General features: G+C 74.4%; 14 protein-coding genes and 1 pseudogene. 7 read left to right on the forward strand and 8 right to left on the reverse strand.

Translation table 11 applies throughout. The features are described 5' to 3' along the window. The 5 genes from JNW89_RS10565 to JNW89_RS10585 all read left to right on the forward strand — a co-directional run. The coding region (locus tag JNW89_RS10565; protein ID WP_238448755.1) for a hypothetical protein at positions 1 to 331 on the forward strand (331 nt) is incomplete at its 5' end. Next, on the forward strand, positions 331 to 1,176 hold the full coding sequence (locus tag JNW89_RS10570) for a hypothetical protein (protein WP_238448756.1): 846 nt from the start codon (positions 331 to 333) through the stop codon (positions 1,174 to 1,176). The genes JNW89_RS10565 and JNW89_RS10570, both read left to right, overlap by 1 nt. Continuing rightward, positions 1,173 to 1,538 (forward strand): FtsX-like permease family protein, encoded by a 366-nt coding sequence (locus tag JNW89_RS10575; RefSeq protein ID WP_238448757.1) that lies wholly within the window; start codon positions 1,173 to 1,175, stop codon positions 1,536 to 1,538. The genes JNW89_RS10570 and JNW89_RS10575 overlap by 4 nt, the downstream gene beginning before the upstream one ends. 41 nt (positions 1,539 to 1,579) lie before the next feature. Further along, positions 1,580 to 2,071, forward strand: a complete 492-nt coding sequence (locus JNW89_RS10580; protein WP_238448758.1) for a nitroreductase family deazaflavin-dependent oxidoreductase — start codon at positions 1,580 to 1,582, stop codon at positions 2,069 to 2,071. Between the two features lie 204 nt (positions 2,072 to 2,275). Continuing rightward, positions 2,276 to 2,899: a nucleotidyltransferase domain-containing protein gene (locus tag JNW89_RS10585; RefSeq protein WP_309139969.1), complete on the forward strand. Its 624-nt coding sequence runs from the start codon at positions 2,276 to 2,278 to the stop codon at positions 2,897 to 2,899. A 145-nt stretch (positions 2,900 to 3,044) separates the two neighbouring features. Here JNW89_RS10585 and JNW89_RS10590 read toward each other — a convergent pair whose 3' ends face one another. Then, the gene (locus JNW89_RS10590; RefSeq protein ID WP_238448759.1) at positions 3,045 to 3,761 is read right to left on the reverse strand and encodes a VIT1/CCC1 transporter family protein; all 717 of its coding nucleotides are present in this window, start codon (positions 3,759 to 3,761) and stop codon (positions 3,045 to 3,047) included. Beyond that, positions 3,758 to 4,615, reverse strand: a complete 858-nt coding sequence (gene map / locus JNW89_RS10595; RefSeq protein WP_179803632.1) for a type I methionyl aminopeptidase — start codon at positions 4,613 to 4,615, stop codon at positions 3,758 to 3,760. The genes JNW89_RS10590 and map overlap by 4 nt, the downstream gene beginning before the upstream one ends. A gap of 95 nt (positions 4,616 to 4,710) precedes the next feature. Here map and JNW89_RS10600 point away from each other — a divergent pair, with 95 nt between their 5' ends. Continuing rightward, the gene (locus tag JNW89_RS10600; RefSeq protein WP_375155072.1) at positions 4,711 to 5,025 is read left to right on the forward strand and encodes an STAS domain-containing protein; all 315 of its coding nucleotides are present in this window, start codon (positions 4,711 to 4,713) and stop codon (positions 5,023 to 5,025) included. Between the two features lie 25 nt (positions 5,026 to 5,050). Here JNW89_RS10600 and JNW89_RS38660 read toward each other — a convergent pair. The 6 genes and pseudogenes from JNW89_RS38660 to JNW89_RS10630 all read right to left on the reverse strand — a co-directional run bounded on the left by JNW89_RS38660 (position 5,051) and on the right by JNW89_RS10630 (position 13,785). Further along, positions 5,051 to 8,718, reverse strand: a pseudogene (locus tag JNW89_RS38660) (SpoIIE family protein phosphatase). A gap of 188 nt (positions 8,719 to 8,906) precedes the next feature. Next, a complete protein-coding gene (locus JNW89_RS10610; protein ID WP_238448761.1) occupies positions 8,907 to 9,455 on the reverse strand; it encodes a pyridoxamine 5'-phosphate oxidase family protein in 549 nt (182 codons plus the stop codon). A gap of 48 nt (positions 9,456 to 9,503) precedes the next feature. Beyond that, the gene (locus JNW89_RS10615; RefSeq protein ID WP_238448762.1) at positions 9,504 to 10,196 is read right to left on the reverse strand and encodes a gamma-glutamyl-gamma-aminobutyrate hydrolase family protein; all 693 of its coding nucleotides are present in this window, start codon (positions 10,194 to 10,196) and stop codon (positions 9,504 to 9,506) included. Beyond that, complete coding sequence (locus tag JNW89_RS10620) at positions 10,193 to 10,960, reverse strand: 3-oxoacyl-ACP reductase (protein ID WP_238448763.1); 768 nt, start codon at positions 10,958 to 10,960, stop codon at positions 10,193 to 10,195. The genes JNW89_RS10615 and JNW89_RS10620 overlap by 4 nt, the downstream gene beginning before the upstream one ends. A 5-nt stretch (positions 10,961 to 10,965) precedes the next feature. Further along, positions 10,966 to 12,321, reverse strand: a complete 1,356-nt coding sequence (locus JNW89_RS10625; RefSeq protein ID WP_238448764.1) for an aldehyde dehydrogenase — start codon at positions 12,319 to 12,321, stop codon at positions 10,966 to 10,968. A 99-nt stretch (positions 12,322 to 12,420) separates the two neighbouring features. Further along, entirely contained in the window at positions 12,421 to 13,785 is a 1,365-nt protein-coding gene (locus tag JNW89_RS10630) for a glutamine synthetase family protein (protein WP_238448765.1), read from the reverse strand. A 346-nt stretch (positions 13,786 to 14,131) separates the two neighbouring features. Between JNW89_RS10630 and JNW89_RS10635 the strand changes: the two genes are divergently transcribed. Further along, positions 14,132 to 15,227: sorbosone dehydrogenase family protein (locus tag JNW89_RS10635; RefSeq protein WP_238448766.1), on the forward strand; the 1,096-nt coding region annotated here is incomplete at its 3' end.

Here is a 15,227-nt window from a genome sequence, read left to right on the forward strand (position 1 = left end):
CGCCGCGTTCGGGGCGCAGCGGAGCGGGCCGACGGTGATCCTCGCCGGGCTGACCCTCGGCGAGTTGGGGCTGGTCTTCGCCACTCCCACGCTGATCGGCGCCGCGCTGACCGTCGTCGGGTCCGCGATCGCCGCGTTCGGGGCGCAGCGGAGCGGGCCGACGGTGATCCTCGCCGGGCTGACCCTCGGCGAGTTGGGGCTGGTCTTCGCCACTCCCACGCTGATCGGGCTGCTCGCCCGGGCCGCCGGGCGCTGCCGCTGGCGCCGCGGATCGCGCTGCGCGACGCCAGCCGCAACCGCTCCTCCGCGGGCCCGGCCATCTCCGCGGTGATGGCCGCGGTCGCCGGCAGCGTCGCCCTCGGCGTCTACGTCGCCAGCGACGACGCCCGCACCCGCGCCGACTGGCAGCCCGGCCTCCCGCCCGGTCACGTGCTGCTGCTGCGGTCCGGTCCGGCGAGCGGGGCGGACCTGCCGCCGGTGCCGGCCGTCACCGACCGGGTGCGGGCCGTACTCCCCGCCGGCTCGGTCGGCCCGGTCGACGTCCCGATCTGCGCGGCGCCCCGCAAGCCCGACGACTACTGCACCGTCACCGCGATGCTGCCGCCCGAGCGGGTCTGCCCGTTCGAGGCGGAGGTGTTCCGGTCGGCCGCCGCCCGGGAGCGCGCCCTGGCGGACCCGCGCTGCCGGCGGCCGACCCCCAGTCCCCAGGGGATGTACCTGCCGGTGCTGGTGGACGACGGTGCCGCCCTGCCGGCGCTCACCGACGCCCCGCCGGACGAGGTGGCGCGGGCGACAGCCGTGCTGCGGGCCGGCGGAGTGGTGGTGACCGATCCGCGCTACCTGGTCGACGGGACGGTGGCGGTGACGGCGGACCGGGCGTCCGAGGATCCCGGTCCGCCGGTGAGCACCACCGTCGCCGCGCCCGGGTACGTGCTGCGCGGTGGCCTGCCGGTCGACCGGCTGGTGCTCTCCGCCCCGACGGCGACGAGGCTCGGCCTGGCCGCCGAGAACCTCGGCTACGCGGTGCAGACCGACGGCACGCCGAGCGCCGCCCAGCAACGGCGGCTCGGCGCCGAACTGCGGTCGCTGGTCCCGGTGCTGGTCGAGGTGGAGTCGGGGCCGCCGGCGTCGGACCAGCGACCGCTGCTGCTCCTGCTGGCGCTCGCGCCGGCGTGATCACCCTCGGCGCGGCCGGCACGGCCACCGGGCTCGCCGCGGCGGAGGGCCGCCGGGACCTGTCCACGCTCGCCGCCGTCGGCGCCAGTCCGGGGGTACGCCGGGTGCTGTCCCTCTGCCAGGCCGGAGTGATCGCCGGCCTCGGCTCGGCGCTGGGCATCGTGGCCGGCCTCGGCTCGGCGGTGATCATCCTGACCTCGGTCAACCGCCAGTACGCCGAGGCCTGGCCGATGGAGACGCCGTACCCGGTGGTGGTGCCCTGGCCGACCCTCGGGGTGCTGGTGGTGGTGCCGCTGGTGGCGATGCTCGGCGCGGGCCTGTTCACCCGGTCCCGGCTGGCGGTGGAGCGAAGGCTGGACTAGCGGGGGTGTCGTCGGGCCCGCCGACCCGGCAGACTGGCGGCGTGTCCGTCCTGGGAACCCTCACCCGCCGACTCGGTCACCACGCGTGGTTCGGCGCCACCATGCGCCTGCTCGTCCCCGCCGACCGGGTGGTCGGGCGGCTCACCCGCGGCCGGGTGGTCGCGCTCGGGCTGATCCCCTCGCTGGTCATCACCACCACCGGCCGCCGTTCGGGCAAGCCCCGCAGCAACCCCCTGCTGTACGTGCCGGACGGCGACGCGTACGTGGTGATCGGGTCGAACTGGGGGCAGCAGCACCAGCCGGGCTGGGCGATGAACCTGCTCGCCGACCCGAACGCCGAGGTGGACGTGAAGGGGCGCCGGGTCGCGGTCCGCGCCGAGGTGGCCACCGGCGCCGAGCGGGACCGGCTGTGGCAGCTGCTGGTCACCGAGTGGCCGGCCTACCGGACGTACGTCGAACGGGCCGGCGGCCGGGAGATCCGGATCTTCCGGTTGGTGCCGACGGGCGGACCGGTCGGCGACGCACCGGACTGACCCGGGCGCGGCGGCCCGGCGCGGCGGGCGGCGCTGGCTAGGGTGCGGTGTACCGACGGTGCGCGGACCGTGACGGAGGTGGTACCCGGTGGGCGTCAGCAGCACCGAGATCGGCGCCGAGGAGCACCTCGACGATCCACGGTGGCGGGTCGCCGAGCGGGTGGCCGAGGCGGCCGGCGGCGGTTCCCAGCGGACATCCTGGCGGTGGCGGTGCACGGCCCGCTGGCGCACGGCGACGACGACGGCGGCGGCGACCGCGAGGTCGGCCTGCTGCTGGCGACCTACCGGGCCGGGGTCGGCCCGGAGCCGTCCACCCGGCGGGTGGACGGCGTGCTGGTCGACCTCACCGTGGCCGGCGCGGAGGAGTACCTGCGGCAGGCCCGGGCGCTGACCGCGCTCTGGCCGTTGACCGCCGACCGGTACGTCACCACCACCGCCCTGTACGACCCGACCGGCTGGCTGCGCACGCTGCGCGACGAGCACCTGGGCCGGTTGGCCCGGGCCCGCCCGGCGGAGTTCAGCACCGCCGCCCGGCAGGCCTGGTACCGGGGCTGCGCGGCGCACGCGCGGGCGGCCCGGCTCGCCGAGTGGTACGAGACCGACCAGGCGCTGCTGATGCTCGGCGAGGCGCGGCTCGCGGCGGCCACGGTGACCGGGCTGCTCACCCGCACCTACTTCCGGGACCCCGGCGACGCGGTCCGGCGTACCGGGCTGGCGGGCGCGGACATGACCGAGGTGGGCGCGGTGCTGCGCCGGCAGGCCGACGAACTGGCCGCCCGCGGCCGCCCGGTCGACGGCACCGTCGACGACCTCCTCACCACCACCTGACCCGCTCCCACCCCCGCCCGCGCCCCCTCTTTCAGAGAAAGCGTGGCTATCCGACGCTGAATAGCCACGCTTTCTCTGAAAGAGCGCACTGCGGAGCCCGGAGCCCGGAGCCCGGCTGCCGGGGCTACGGGAGGGCCGGAGGGGGTTAGGCGATGCCGCCCTGGATACCGATGAGGGCGCCGATGAGGTACGTGGCCGCGGCCGCGGCGGTGCCGAGCAGGAGTTGGCGCAGGCCGCTGGTCCACCAGGGGCGGTTGGTGAACCGGGCCACGATCGCCCCGGCCAGGAAGAGCCCCACCGCGCCGACGCCGAGCGCCAGCCAGAGGCTGGTGAAACCGAGCAGGTAGCTCAGCAGCGGCACCAGCGCCCCGACCGAGAAGCAGAGGAACGACGAGGTCGCCGCCGACCAGGGGCTGGGCTGGTCGTCAGGATCGACGCCCAACTCCTCCCGGACGTGCATCCGCAGCGCCTCCTCCGGGTTGCGCCGGACCGCCTCGGCCACCTGGGTGGCGAGGTCGCGGGGCAGGCCCCGGGCGACCCACGCGTCGGCCAGCTCGCGGGCCTCCGCCTCGGGGTGCCGCTCCAGCTCGCGCCGTTCCTTGGCCACCTCGGCGGCGACCTGCTCGTTGGCCGAGCGGACGCTGGTGTACTCCCCCAGCCCCATCGAGATGGCGCCGGCGACCAGGCCGGCGGTGCCGGTGAGCACGATGCTGCGCGGGGAGACGCCACCGCCGCCGACGCCCGCGATCAGGGCGATGTTGGTGACCAGCCCGTCCATCGCGCCGAAGACGGCCGGGCGCAGCCAGCCGCCGGAGACGTCCGCGTGGTGCGCCTCGCGCAACGCGGCGGGGGTCTCGGTCACGGCAGGGTCAGGATCTCGTAACCGTCGTCGGTGACGACGATGGTGTGCTCGAACTGGGCCGTCCACCTGCGGTCCTTGGTGACCACCGTCCAGCCGTCGTCCCACATGTCGTACTGGTAGGTGCCGAGGGTGATCATCGGCTCGACGGTGAACGTCATCCCCGGTTCCATGATGTCGGTCGGGCGCGGGCTGTCGTAGTGCGGCACGTAGAGGCCGCTGTGGAAGGCCTCGCCGATGCCGTGACCGGTGAAGTCCCGCACCACGCCGTAGCCGAACCGCTTGGCGTACGACTCGATGACCCGGCCGATCACGTTGATCTGGCGGCCGGGCTTGACCGCCTTGATCCCGCGCATCATCGCCTCGTGGGTGCGCTCGACCAGCAGCCGGGCCTCCTCGCTGACCTCCCCGACGCAGAACGTCGCGTCGGTGTCGCCGTGCACCCCGTCGAGGTACGCCGTGACGTCGACGTTGATGATGTCGCCGTCCTGGAGCACGGTCGAGTCGGGGATGCCGTGGCAGATCACCTCGTTGAGGCTGGTGCAGCAGGACTTCGGGAAGCCCTTGTAGCCCAGGGTCGACGGGTAGGCGCCGTGGTCGACGAGGAACTCGTGCACCACCCGGTCGATCTCGTCGGTGGTCACCCCCGGCTTGCAGTGCTCACCGGCGAGCTGGGTCGCCTGGGCGGCGAGCCGACCGGCGACCCGCATCTTCTCGATGGTCTCCGGGGTCTGCACGTGCGAGCCACGCCACTCCTGCGGACGCTTCTTGCCCACGTACTCCGGACGGACGATGTGGCCAGGAACCGCTCGCCACGGGGAGAGCGTGCCTGGGGTCAGCGGCGCACGGACGGTCATGGCGACAGCCTATCGCCGAGCCTCTCGGTGACCCCCGCCACGGCCGGGCCGCGACGGTTGTTGCCGTGCGCATAGGGCTGTGCCATTGTGGCTGCGTGGATCAAGGAGGAGCACCTCCCGTCTTCTCCGTGAGGGCGGAGCTCGACGGAGACCACCTCCAGGTCGCGGTGACCGGCGAGGTCGACATGGCGACCGCCGACACCATGCTCCAGGCCGCCCTGCGCGAGCCCGCCGCGCGAGTCACGCTGGACCTGCGGGCCGTGACGTTCTTCGATTCGGCCGCCATCCACGCCGTCGTCCAGCTCGCCCAGCGCGTTCCCGGCCGGCTGGCCGTGCTGCCGTCCCGGCAGGTCGCCCGGGTGCTGGAGATCTCCGGCCTCGGCGAGCAGGACTGGCTGCGCCGGGACTGACCAGCGCCGTGCCCGGGGGCCGGGCTCAGTCCCGCAGCCGCCGGGTCAGTCGCACTTCCGTCCCGTCCGCGCCCCGGCTGACCGTCAGCTCGCCCAGCGCCTGGATCAGCGCCAGCCCCCGGCCGCGGAAGCCCGCCCCGGTCGACTCGCGCCACTGGCCGCTGTCGCGCACCGTCGCCACCACCGTCCGGTCGGCGATGGTCACCTCGACGCTGATCGTCGGGTCGGTGGGCGCCACCGGGTGCTCGATCGCGTTCGCGGCGGCCTCGGAGACCGCCACGGTCAGGTCGAACAGGTCGGTCTCGCCGACCCGGTGGGCGACCAGGAAGTCCTCCAGCCGCTTGCGCAGCACGCTGAGCCGGGTCGGGTCGGCCGGCAGCCGCAGCGCGAACCGGTTGAGCTCGACGGCCTCCAGCGCCAGCACCGCGACGTCGTCGTGCCGGGTCCGCTCGGCGACCCGCTCCACCACGGCGTCGACCAGGTCGGCGACGTGCTCGCCCCGAACGGCGGCGTCCCGGCGGAGCTGGGCCAACGCCTCGTCGATGCCCACCTGCCGGTCCTCGACCAGCCCGTCGGTGTAGAGCAGCAGCCGGCCGCCGGGGGCCAGTTCGCCCTCGACGGTGCGGTACGTGGTGCCGGCGATGGCGCCGATGGGCGGGCCGAGCGCCGCCTCGTGCAGGAACGCCACGTCGTCTCCTCGGATCAGCAGGGGGGACGGATGGCCGGCGCTGGCGTACCGCAGCCGGCCGGTGCGCGGGGAGAACCAGAGGCACACGACGGTGGCGAAGGACTGGCGCTCGGTCGAGCCGACCAGCCGGTTCAGCCGAGTCAGCGACTCCCCCGGGTCGTAGCCCTCCAGCAGGTACGCCCGCAGCCCGTTGCGCAGCTGGCCCATCGCGGCGGCGGCCTGGACGCCCTTGCCGACCACGTCACCGATGACCAGCACGACCTCGTCGTCGGCGACGCCGATCACGTCGTACCAGTCGCCGCCGACCTCCACGTCGGCGCTGCCGGGCAGGTAGCGGCTGGCCACCACCGCGCCGGGCAGCTGGGGCAGCGTCCGGGGCAGCAGGCTGTGCTGGAGGGTGGTGGCGATGCGGTGCTCGGCCTCGTAGAGCTGGGCGTTCTCCAGGCGTACCCCGACCAGGCGGGCCAGTTCGGTGAGCGCGGCCTGCTCGGTGCCGTTGCCCTCGCGGTGCCACACCCGCAGCTCGCCGAGCTGCGCGCCAGCGGTGCCGGTCAGCGGCAGCACGTGCGACGGCTCGGCCGGGACGGTCCCGCCGGCGTCGGCCTCGTGGCGGGCGCCGGCGGTGGCGACGAGCACCCGGGCCGCCTCGGCGAGGCTGAGCGCGTGCCGGGCGGCGACCTGCACCACCTCGGCGGTGGACCGGGCCGTGTTGACCGCCACCGCGGCGTCGGCCAGCGCCCGGAGCCGGCGGATGATCTCACCGCGCAGCTGACCCAGCTCGACGTTGGCCCGGACCCGGGCGATCAACTCCTGCCCGGAGAAGGGCTTGGTCAGGTAGTCGTCGGCGCGACGGAGAGCCCGGCGACCGCCTCGGCGGCGCCGGCCCGGGCGGAGAGCAGCACGATCGGCACGTGCCGGGTCCGCGGGTTCGCCCGCAGCGCCGTGACCAGGCCGAAGCCGTCCAGCCGGGGCATCATCACGTCGGTCAGCACCAGGTCGAAGGAGCCCTCGATCGCCTGGTCGAGCGCTGCCACGCCGTCGGGCACCGCCACCACCTCGTACGACGGGCCGAGCAGCCGGGTGACGTGTTCGCGCAGGTCGGCGTTGTCGTCGGCGAGCAGGATCCGGCCGGTGCCCGCGGTCACCGCCCGGTCGTCCGGCTTCGGCGCGAGCGCGACGTCGCCGCCGTCGCCCCAGATCGCGGTCTCCGCGACGTAGAGCCGGGCCTGCTGCGGCTCGGCCAGCGGGGCCGGCGCACCACTGGCGACCCGGTCGGCGGGCAGGTGCGCGGAGCCGAACGGAACCGTCACGGTGAACGTGCTGCCCTCGTCCACCCGGCTGCTCACCACCACCCGGCCGCCGTGCATCTCGACCAGCTCGCGGACCAGCGCCAGGCCGATCCCGGTGCCCTCGTGGGTGCGCGAGCGCACCCCGGGCACCCGGTGGAAGCGCTCGAAGACGTGCGGCAGTTCCTCGGGCACGATGCCGACGCCGGTGTCGCTCACCTCCAGCCGGGCGACGCCGTCGACCGCCCGGATCCGCACCCGGATCTCGCCGTCGAAGGTGAACTTGAGCGCGTTCGACACCAGGTTGAGGACGATCTTCTCCCACATGTCCCGGTCGACGAAGACCGGTCCGGGCAGCGGTGGGCAGTCGACCACCAGGCTCAGCCCGGCCCGCGCGGCGGCCGAGCGGAAGGTGCTCACCAGCCGGGAGGTGTAGTCGGCCAGGTCGGTGGGCTGGTAGTGGGCGGCCAGCCGGCCGGACTCCAGCCGGGAGAAGTCAAGCACCGTGTTGACCAGCTTGAGCAGGCGCAGCGCGTTGCGGTGCATCACCGTCAGCCGGTCGGTGTACGCCGGGGGCAGCGCCGGATCGGCGAGCATCTCCTCCAGCGGCCCGAGGACCAGGGTCAGCGGGGTGCGGAACTCGTGGCTGACGTTGGCGAAGAAGTTGGTCTTGGCCCGGTCGAGCGCGGCCAGCTCGGCGGCGCGGGCCCGCTCCTGGGCGTACGCCCGCTGCTGCCCGACGGCCCGGGAGATCTGCGCGGCGACCAGGTCGAAGAAGTTGCGGTACTCGTCGCCGAGGAACAGCCGCCGGGAGACGCCGACGACCAGCACCCCGGCCGGCTCGTTGGTGGCGGTCAGCGGCAACGCCAGGGCCCGGTCGGCGGCCTCCGGCGGCACCGTGCCGAACAGGTCGGCCACGTCGATCTCGGCAGGGACGCCCTCCTCGGCGACCCGGAGCAGCGCGGGCGACGCCTCGGCCGGGACGCTCCCGGGGCCGGTGCCGCTGCACCCGGCCAGCCCGAGCTGACCGGTGTCGTCGTAGAGCCGGACGCGGGCGAAGGGGATGTCCGAGCGGTACCCGTCGAGCACCTCGGCGGCGATCCGGCCCACCTCCGCCACGGTGCGCGCCTCGCCGAGCCGGGAGCCCAGCTCGGCCAGCGCCCGGAGCCGGCGCTCGCCGAGCACCCGGCCGGTGGTCTCGTTCACGAAGCAGAAGACCCCGTTGACCCGCCCGTCGGCCGCCCGGATCGGGTCGTACGAGACGTCGAAGTAGACCTCCTCGACGAAGCCCTGCCGATCGATGACGAAGGGGTGGTCCTCACCGTGGTACGGCTCGCCGGTGCGCAGCACGCCGTTCAGCACCGGGCCGAGCACGTCCCAGGTCTCGGTCCAGTGCTCCCGGGCCGGCTGGCCGATGACGCCCGGGTGCTTGGTGCCGATGGTGGGCAGGTAGGCGTCGTTGTAGAAGGTCCGGTGATCCGCACCCCAGAACATGGCGATCTGGGCGCGGGAGGCGAGCATCATGCTGACCGCGTGGCGCAGCGCCGCGGGCCAGGTGTCGGGGGTGCCGAGGGGGGTGCGGGACCAGTCGTACCCGGCCAGCCTCCGGCCCATCTCGCCACCGGCCGCGAACGCCTCGGCGAGCTGCGGAGGGAGTGAGCCGTCGCCGGACCGACCCGACGAGTTCCGCTCGCCCTCGCCCACCTGGGCCGAGCTCATGCACCCTCCCGCTCCGACCGTGCCCCGCGATCGCCTCGGCGTTCACCGGCCGTGCCCCGCCTTCTACCCAGACGGATCAGCAACGTAACGCATCGGCCCCAGCGGACGCTGGTTACCTGGATCTCATCCTGCCGTCACGGGCGGCGGACCGCTCGCCGGGAGCAGGCCCGGCAGGGCGGGGCGGCGGGTCAGAAGACCGGCAGGCCGTCGATGCTGGCGGCGTTCTTCCTGCTCCGGTAGGCCGCCAGGTCCTCGTCGGTGCGGCGGGAACCCCACTCGATCAACAGGTCACGTTCGCCGCGGTAGTCCATCAGCGGCACCGCGTATCCGCAGGAGTCGCTGACCCGGTCGACGGCGACCGTCACCACGCTGCGGACGGCGTGCGGGTCGCGGGTCCGGGAAGCGGCGAGCAGCGCCGGGAAGCCCGGGTCGGTGAGCGGGGTGGTGAGGCCCCGGCCGTGCAATCGGACGATCTTGGGCGGGCCGGTGAAGGCGCAGAACATGACCGTGACCCGCCCGTTCTCCCGCAGGTGGGCCAGGGTCTCCGCGCCGCTGCCGTGGTAGTCCAGCCAGGCCACGGTCAGCGGGTCGATGACGAGGAAGGTGCCGCGCATCCCCTTGGGCGAGACGTTGACGTGCCCGTCCGGCCCGGACGGGGCGGAGGCCACGAAGAACACCGGCTGCGCCTCGATGAATTCCCGCAGCCGCCCGCCGATCTCCGGATACACCTTCCCCATGCCGGCCATCCTCGCACCCGCCGCCGAAAAGTGGGACGTCCGTTCCCGTCAGCTGGAACGGGCGGCCCGGACCAGGGCGGTGATCGGGCGCGGCTCGGCCTCGTTCTCCGGGTGCCACTGCACGCCGAGCAGGAAGCGCCGGCGCGGATCCTCGACCGCCTCGACGACCCCGTCGTCCGCCCAGCCGGTGGCGACCAGCCGCCCCGGGTCGGCGACCCCCTGGTGGTGGTAGGAGTTGACCCGGTCCACCCCGGCCAGCACCGCCCCGGCCAGGCTGCCCGGCGCGAACCGGACCGGGTGCGCGCCGTACCGGCCCGGGGCCGGGCGGTGCCGGTCGTGACCGACCACGTCCGGCAGGTGCTGGTGCAGCACCCCGCCGTGGGCGACCACCAACAGCTGCAGGCCCCGACAGATCCCCAGCACCGGCAGGTCGGCGGCGAGCGCGCCGGCGAGCAGTGCCAGCTCGCCGGCGTCCCGGTCCGGCCGGGGCTCGGTACGCGGGTCGGGCGGCTGGTCGTACCGCTCCGGGGCGACGTCGGCGCCGCCGGCCAGGACCAGCCCGTCGAGCACCCGGACCACGTCGGCGTCCACGTCGTCCGGGGGCAGCACCACGGCCCGGCCGCCGGCCGCGCTGACCGCCCGGACGTACGCCTGCGGCACCAGCGTCGCCGGCACGTCCCGCCACACCGCCCAGGCGGCGGGCTCCACGTACGCGCTGATCCCGATCAGCGGACGGCTCACAGCGGCGTGACGTACGCGCCGGTGATGCCGCCGTCCACCACGAACTGCGCGGCGGTCATGAACGACGCGTCGTCGCTGGCCAGGAAGGCGACGGCGGCGGCGATCTCCTCCGGGGCGCCGAACCGCCCCATCGGCACGTGCACCAGCCGGCGGGCGGCCCGCTCCGGGTCGGCGGCGAAGAGCTCCAGCAGCAGCGGGGTGGCGACCGGGCCGGGGCAGAGCGCGTTGACCCGGATCCCCTCCCGGGCGAACTGCACGCCCAGCTCCCGGGTCATCGCCAGCACCCCGCCCTTGCTCGCCGTGTACGCGATCTGCGAGGTGGCCGCCCCCATCAGCGCGACGAAGGAGGCGGTGTTGATGATCGAACCCTTGCCCTGCCGGCGCATGTGCGGGATGACGTACTTGCAGCAGAGGTAGACGCTGGTGGTGTTGACCCGCAGCACCCGCTCCCAGGCGTCCAGGCCGGTCTCCAGGATCGAGTCGTCGTCGGGCGGGGAGATGCCCGCGTTGTTGAACGCCACGTCGACCCGGCCGTGCCGCTGCGCCACGCCGTCGAAGAGTTCCCGGACGGACGCCTCGTCGGCCACGTCGCAGGCGACGAACTCGCCGCCGACCTCGTCGGCCGCCCGCTTGCCGGCCTCGGCGTCGATGTCGACGCAGACCACCCGCGCGCCCTCGGCGGCGAAGCGCCGCACGGTGGCCAGCCCGATCCCGCTGCCCGCCCCGGTCACCACGGCCACCCGGTCCTGAAGTCGTCCCTGCACGCTCGTCACTCCTCTGTGCTGATGAACACGTTCTTGACGTCGGTGAAGGCGTGCAGCGCGTCCGGACCCAGCTCACGGCCGAGGCCGGAGCGCTTCATCCCGCCGAACGGGGTCCAGTACCGCACCGAGGAGTGCGAGTTGACGCTCAGATTGCCCGACTCGACGGCGCGGGCCACCCGCAGCGCCCGGCCGACGTCCCGGGTCCAGACCGACCCGGACAGGCCGTACTCGGTGTCGTTGGCCAGCCGCACGGCGTCGGCCTCGTCGTCGAACGGGAGCACCGACACCACCGGCCCGAAGACCTCCTCCCGCCAGTGCCGGTCGGCCGGCGACTCGGCGAGCAGCACCGTCGGGGCGTGCCAGTAGCCAGGGCCGTCGGGGCACGAGCCGGTGAAGGCGACCTTCGCGCCGTCGACGTACCCGGCGACCCGGTCCCGGTGCGCGGCCGAGATCAGCGGCCCCATCTCGGTGCTCTCGGCGGCCGGGTCGGCCACCCGGAAGGCGCGCACGGCCGGTTCGAGGAGTTCGAGGAAGCGGTCGTACACGCTGCGCTGGACCAGGATCCGGGAGCGGGCGCAGCAGTCCTGGCCGGCGTTGTCGAAGACCGCGTACGGCGCGGTGGCCGCCGCCTTCGCCAGGTCCGCGTCGGCGAAGACCAGGTTGGCGCTCTTGCCGCCCAGCTCCAGGGTCACCCGCTTCACCTGTTCGGCGCAGCCGGCCATGATCCGGGTGCCGACCTCGGTGGAGCCGGTGAAGCAGACCTTGCGCACGGCCGGGTGGGTGACGAACCGCTCCCCCACCACGCCGCCCTGCCCCGGCAGCACGGTGAACACCCCCTCCGGCAGGCCCGCCTCGACCGCCAGCTCGCCCAGCCGCAGCGCGGTCAGCGGGGTCAGCTCGGCGGGCTTGAGCACCACCGTGTTGCCGGCGGCGAGCGCCGGGGCGAAACCCCAGCCGGCGATCGGCATCGGGAAGTTCCACGGCACGATCACCCCGACCACGCCGAGCGGCTCGTGGAAGGTGACGTCCAGCCCGCCCGGCACCGGGATCTGCCGGCCGGTCAACCGCTCCGGGGCGCCGGCGTAGTAGTCGAGCACGTCCCGGACGTTGCCCGCCTCCCAGCGGGCGTTGCCGATGGTGTGCCCGGCGTTGTGCACCTCCAGCCGGGCCAGTTCCTCCAGGTGCGCGTCCACCACGGCGGCGAACCGGCGCAGCAGCCGCGCCCGGTCGCCCGGCGCCACGGCCCGCCACGTCTCGTACGCCCGCGCGGCCCGCTCAATCGCCGCGTCCACCTCCGCCGGCGAGCTGGCCGGCACCTTTCGCAGAATCTCCCCGGTCGCCGGGTTCCGTACGTCGGTCACCCGTCCCACCCTGCCCTTTCCACGGTGCTTGCGCAGCTGTCGTCCCGGCGCGTCGCGCCCGTCCCGCGCCGGCCCGACGGGCGGCCGAGGCGGGCGGCCTCAGAGGCGTTCGAAGCCACGGACCAGTTCCCAGTCCGTCACGGCGGCGTCGAAGGCGGCCAGTTCGACCTTCGCCTGGTTGGCGTAGTGGGCGACCACCTCGTCGCCGAAGGCGTCCGTCGCGACGGCGGAGGACTCCCACAGGGTGAGGGCGTCGCGGAGGGTGGCGGGGACCCGCTCGGCGGCCGGGTCGTCGTACGCGTTGCCCCGGCACTCCTCGCCCAGCTCCAGCTCCCGCTCGATGCCGCGCACCGCCCCGGCGACCAGGGCGGCGATCGCCAGGTACGGGTTGACGTCCGCGCCGGGCACCCGGTTCTCCACCCGCATGCCCTGCCCGTGCCCCACCAGCCGCAGCGCGCAGGTGCGGTTGTCGGTGCCCCAGCGCAGCGCGGTCGGGGCGAACGAGCCGGGCTGGTAGCGCTTGTAGGAGTTGACGTTCGGGGCGAAGAAGAGGCTCAGCTCGCGCATGGTGTCGAGCAGCCCGGCCAGCACCCGCTGCCCGGTCACCGACAGGTGGGCGGCCCCGTCGCCGAGCATCGCCGAGCGGCCGTCGGCGTCGCGCAGCGAGAAGTGGATGTGGCAGGAGTTGCCCTCGCGGGCGTTCGGCTTGGCCATGAAGGTGATCGACATGCCCTCCTGGGCGGCGATCTCCTTGGCCCCGTTCTTGTAGATGACGTGGTGGTCGGCGCAGGCCACCGCCTCGTCGTACCGGAAGGCGATCTCGTGCTGGCCGAGGTTGCACTCGCCCTTGGCGCTCTCCGGGGTCAGCCCCGCGCCGGCCATCTCGGTGCGGATGCGGCGCAGCAGCGGCTCCACCCGGGCGGTGCCGAGCAACGAGTAGTCCACGTTGTACTGGTTGGCCGGGGTCAGCTCGCGGTAGCCGCGCCGCCACGCCTCCTCGTACGAGTCGCGGTAGAGCACGAACTCCAGCTCGGTGCCCGCGTACGCGGTCAGCCCGTGGGCGGCCAGCCGGTCGAGCTGGCGGCGCAGGATCTGCCGCGGCGAGGCGACCACCGGCCCGCCGCCGTCCAGCCAGCCCAGGTCGGCCAGGAGCATGGCCGTGCCCGGCTGCCAGGGCACCCGGCGCAGGGTGGCCAGGTCGGGCCGCATGGCGAAGTCGCCGTACCCGCGTTCCCAGCTCGACATGGCGTACCCGTCGACGGTGTTCATGTCGACGTCCACGGCGAGCAGGTAGTTGCAGCCCTCGCTGCCGTGCCGGACCACCTCGTCCAGGAAGTAGGGCGCGTGGAACCGCTTGCCCTGCAACCGGCCCTGCATGTCGGTCAGGGCCAGCACCACCGTGTCGATCTCGCCGCCCCGGATGGCGACCCGCAGTTCTTCGAGCGTGAGCGGAGCTTTCCTCATCGGCGAGCCTCCATCACCAAGGTCTACCGGCCTAGCGGATCACCGTCAATGCCCCGGGCAGGCCCTCCGGCAAACCGGATCGCCCGGACCGATCCCGCGCGCCTCGCCCACGCCGTCCGCGTGGCCGAACCAGACCGGCGTCACGTGGGGAGAGCCATCGCGGCGCCCAGCGGCCAGGTGAACGACGCCCTGGTAACGGTGGACCAGAGCTGCTCCCCATTGGGCGGGGCGACCCGCAACTATTCCCAGGTCAGAGGCGTTCTGCTCAGCAGCGGGCCGGCATCCCCAGGCCCACCGGCAACCGGCAGTGCCCCGGCACGGTCGGGAACGAAACCGAGGAGTTCACATGCGTCGGATCGTCGCCGCGGTCGCCGCCGTCCTCGCCGTGGGGCTCGGCGCCACCGACGCCCGGGCGGATCGGCAGCCACCGGTTGACCCGCCCCGCCAGCCGGTCCCGGCCGGCTTCGACTTCACGAACCCGCAGGTGGTCGCGACCGGGCTGGAGGTTCCCTGGGGCCTCGACTTCCTGCCCGACGGCAGCGCGCTGGTGGCCCAGCGCAACCTGGGCACGGTCGTACGGGTCCGGCCGGGTCGTCCGCCACGTCTGGTCGCCCGGATCCCCGGGGTGGTCGCCGGCGGGGAGGCGGGCCTGCTCGGGCTGGCGGTCTCCCCCACGTTCCGGCGGGACCGGCTGGTCTACGTCTGCTACACCACCGCCTCCGACATCCGGATCGCGCGGTTCCGGCTCCACGCGCCACAGTCCCTCCAGGTGATCCTGAGCGGGGTCACCCGGGCGGCCGCCCACGACGGTGGCCGGATCGCGTTCGGCCCGGACGGCATGCTCTACGCCGGCATCGGTGACGCCGTCGTCCCCGCGAACGCGCAGAACCTGGCCAGCCGCAACGGCAAGATCCTGCGGATGCGGCCGGACGGCGGGGTACCGGCGGACAACCCGTTCCCCGGCTCGCTGGTCTACAGCTACGGTCACCGCAACGTGCAGGGTCTCGCCTGGGACCGGCGGGGGCGGCTGTTCGCCACCGAGTTCGGCCAGAACACCTGGGACGAGGTGAACCGGATCGTGCCGGGCGGCAACTACGGCTGGCCGGTCGTCGAGGGCAGGAGCGGCGATCCCCGGTTCCGCGACCCGGTCGTCGTCTGGTCGCCGGCGGAGGCGTCACCGAGCGGGGCCGCCTTCGCCGCCGGCACGCTGTTCGTCGCGGCGCTGCGAGGAGCGCGGCTCTGGGCCGTACCCGTCGACGCCGCCGGTCGGGTCGGCACCCCCACCGCCGTGCTGCAGGGGGCCTACGGCCGCCTGCGTACCGTCGAAGTGGCCCCGGACGGCGCGCTCTGGGTGACCACCAGCAACCGGGACGGCCGAGGCAGCCCGGCGGCGGACGACGACCGGATCCTCCGCTTCCCGGCCGGGGCGCGGCAGCCGCAGC

It is taken from the genome of Micromonospora sp. 4G55 (assembly GCF_016803375.1).

Coding starts and splice junctions, on each gene's coding strand:
- map (WP_179803632.1), bottom strand. CDS start 4,615: ATGACCGTCCGTGCGCCGCTGACCCCAGGCACGCTCTCCCCGTGGCGA.
- JNW89_RS10610 (WP_238448761.1), bottom strand. CDS start 9,455: ATGGGGAAGGTGTATCCGGAGATCGGCGGGCGGCTGCGGGAATTCATC.
- JNW89_RS10630 (WP_238448765.1), bottom strand. CDS start 13,785: ATGAGGAAAGCTCCGCTCACGCTCGAAGAACTGCGGGTCGCCATCCGG.
- JNW89_RS10570 (WP_238448756.1), top strand. CDS start 331: ATGGCCGCGGTCGCCGGCAGCGTCGCCCTCGGCGTCTACGTCGCCAGC.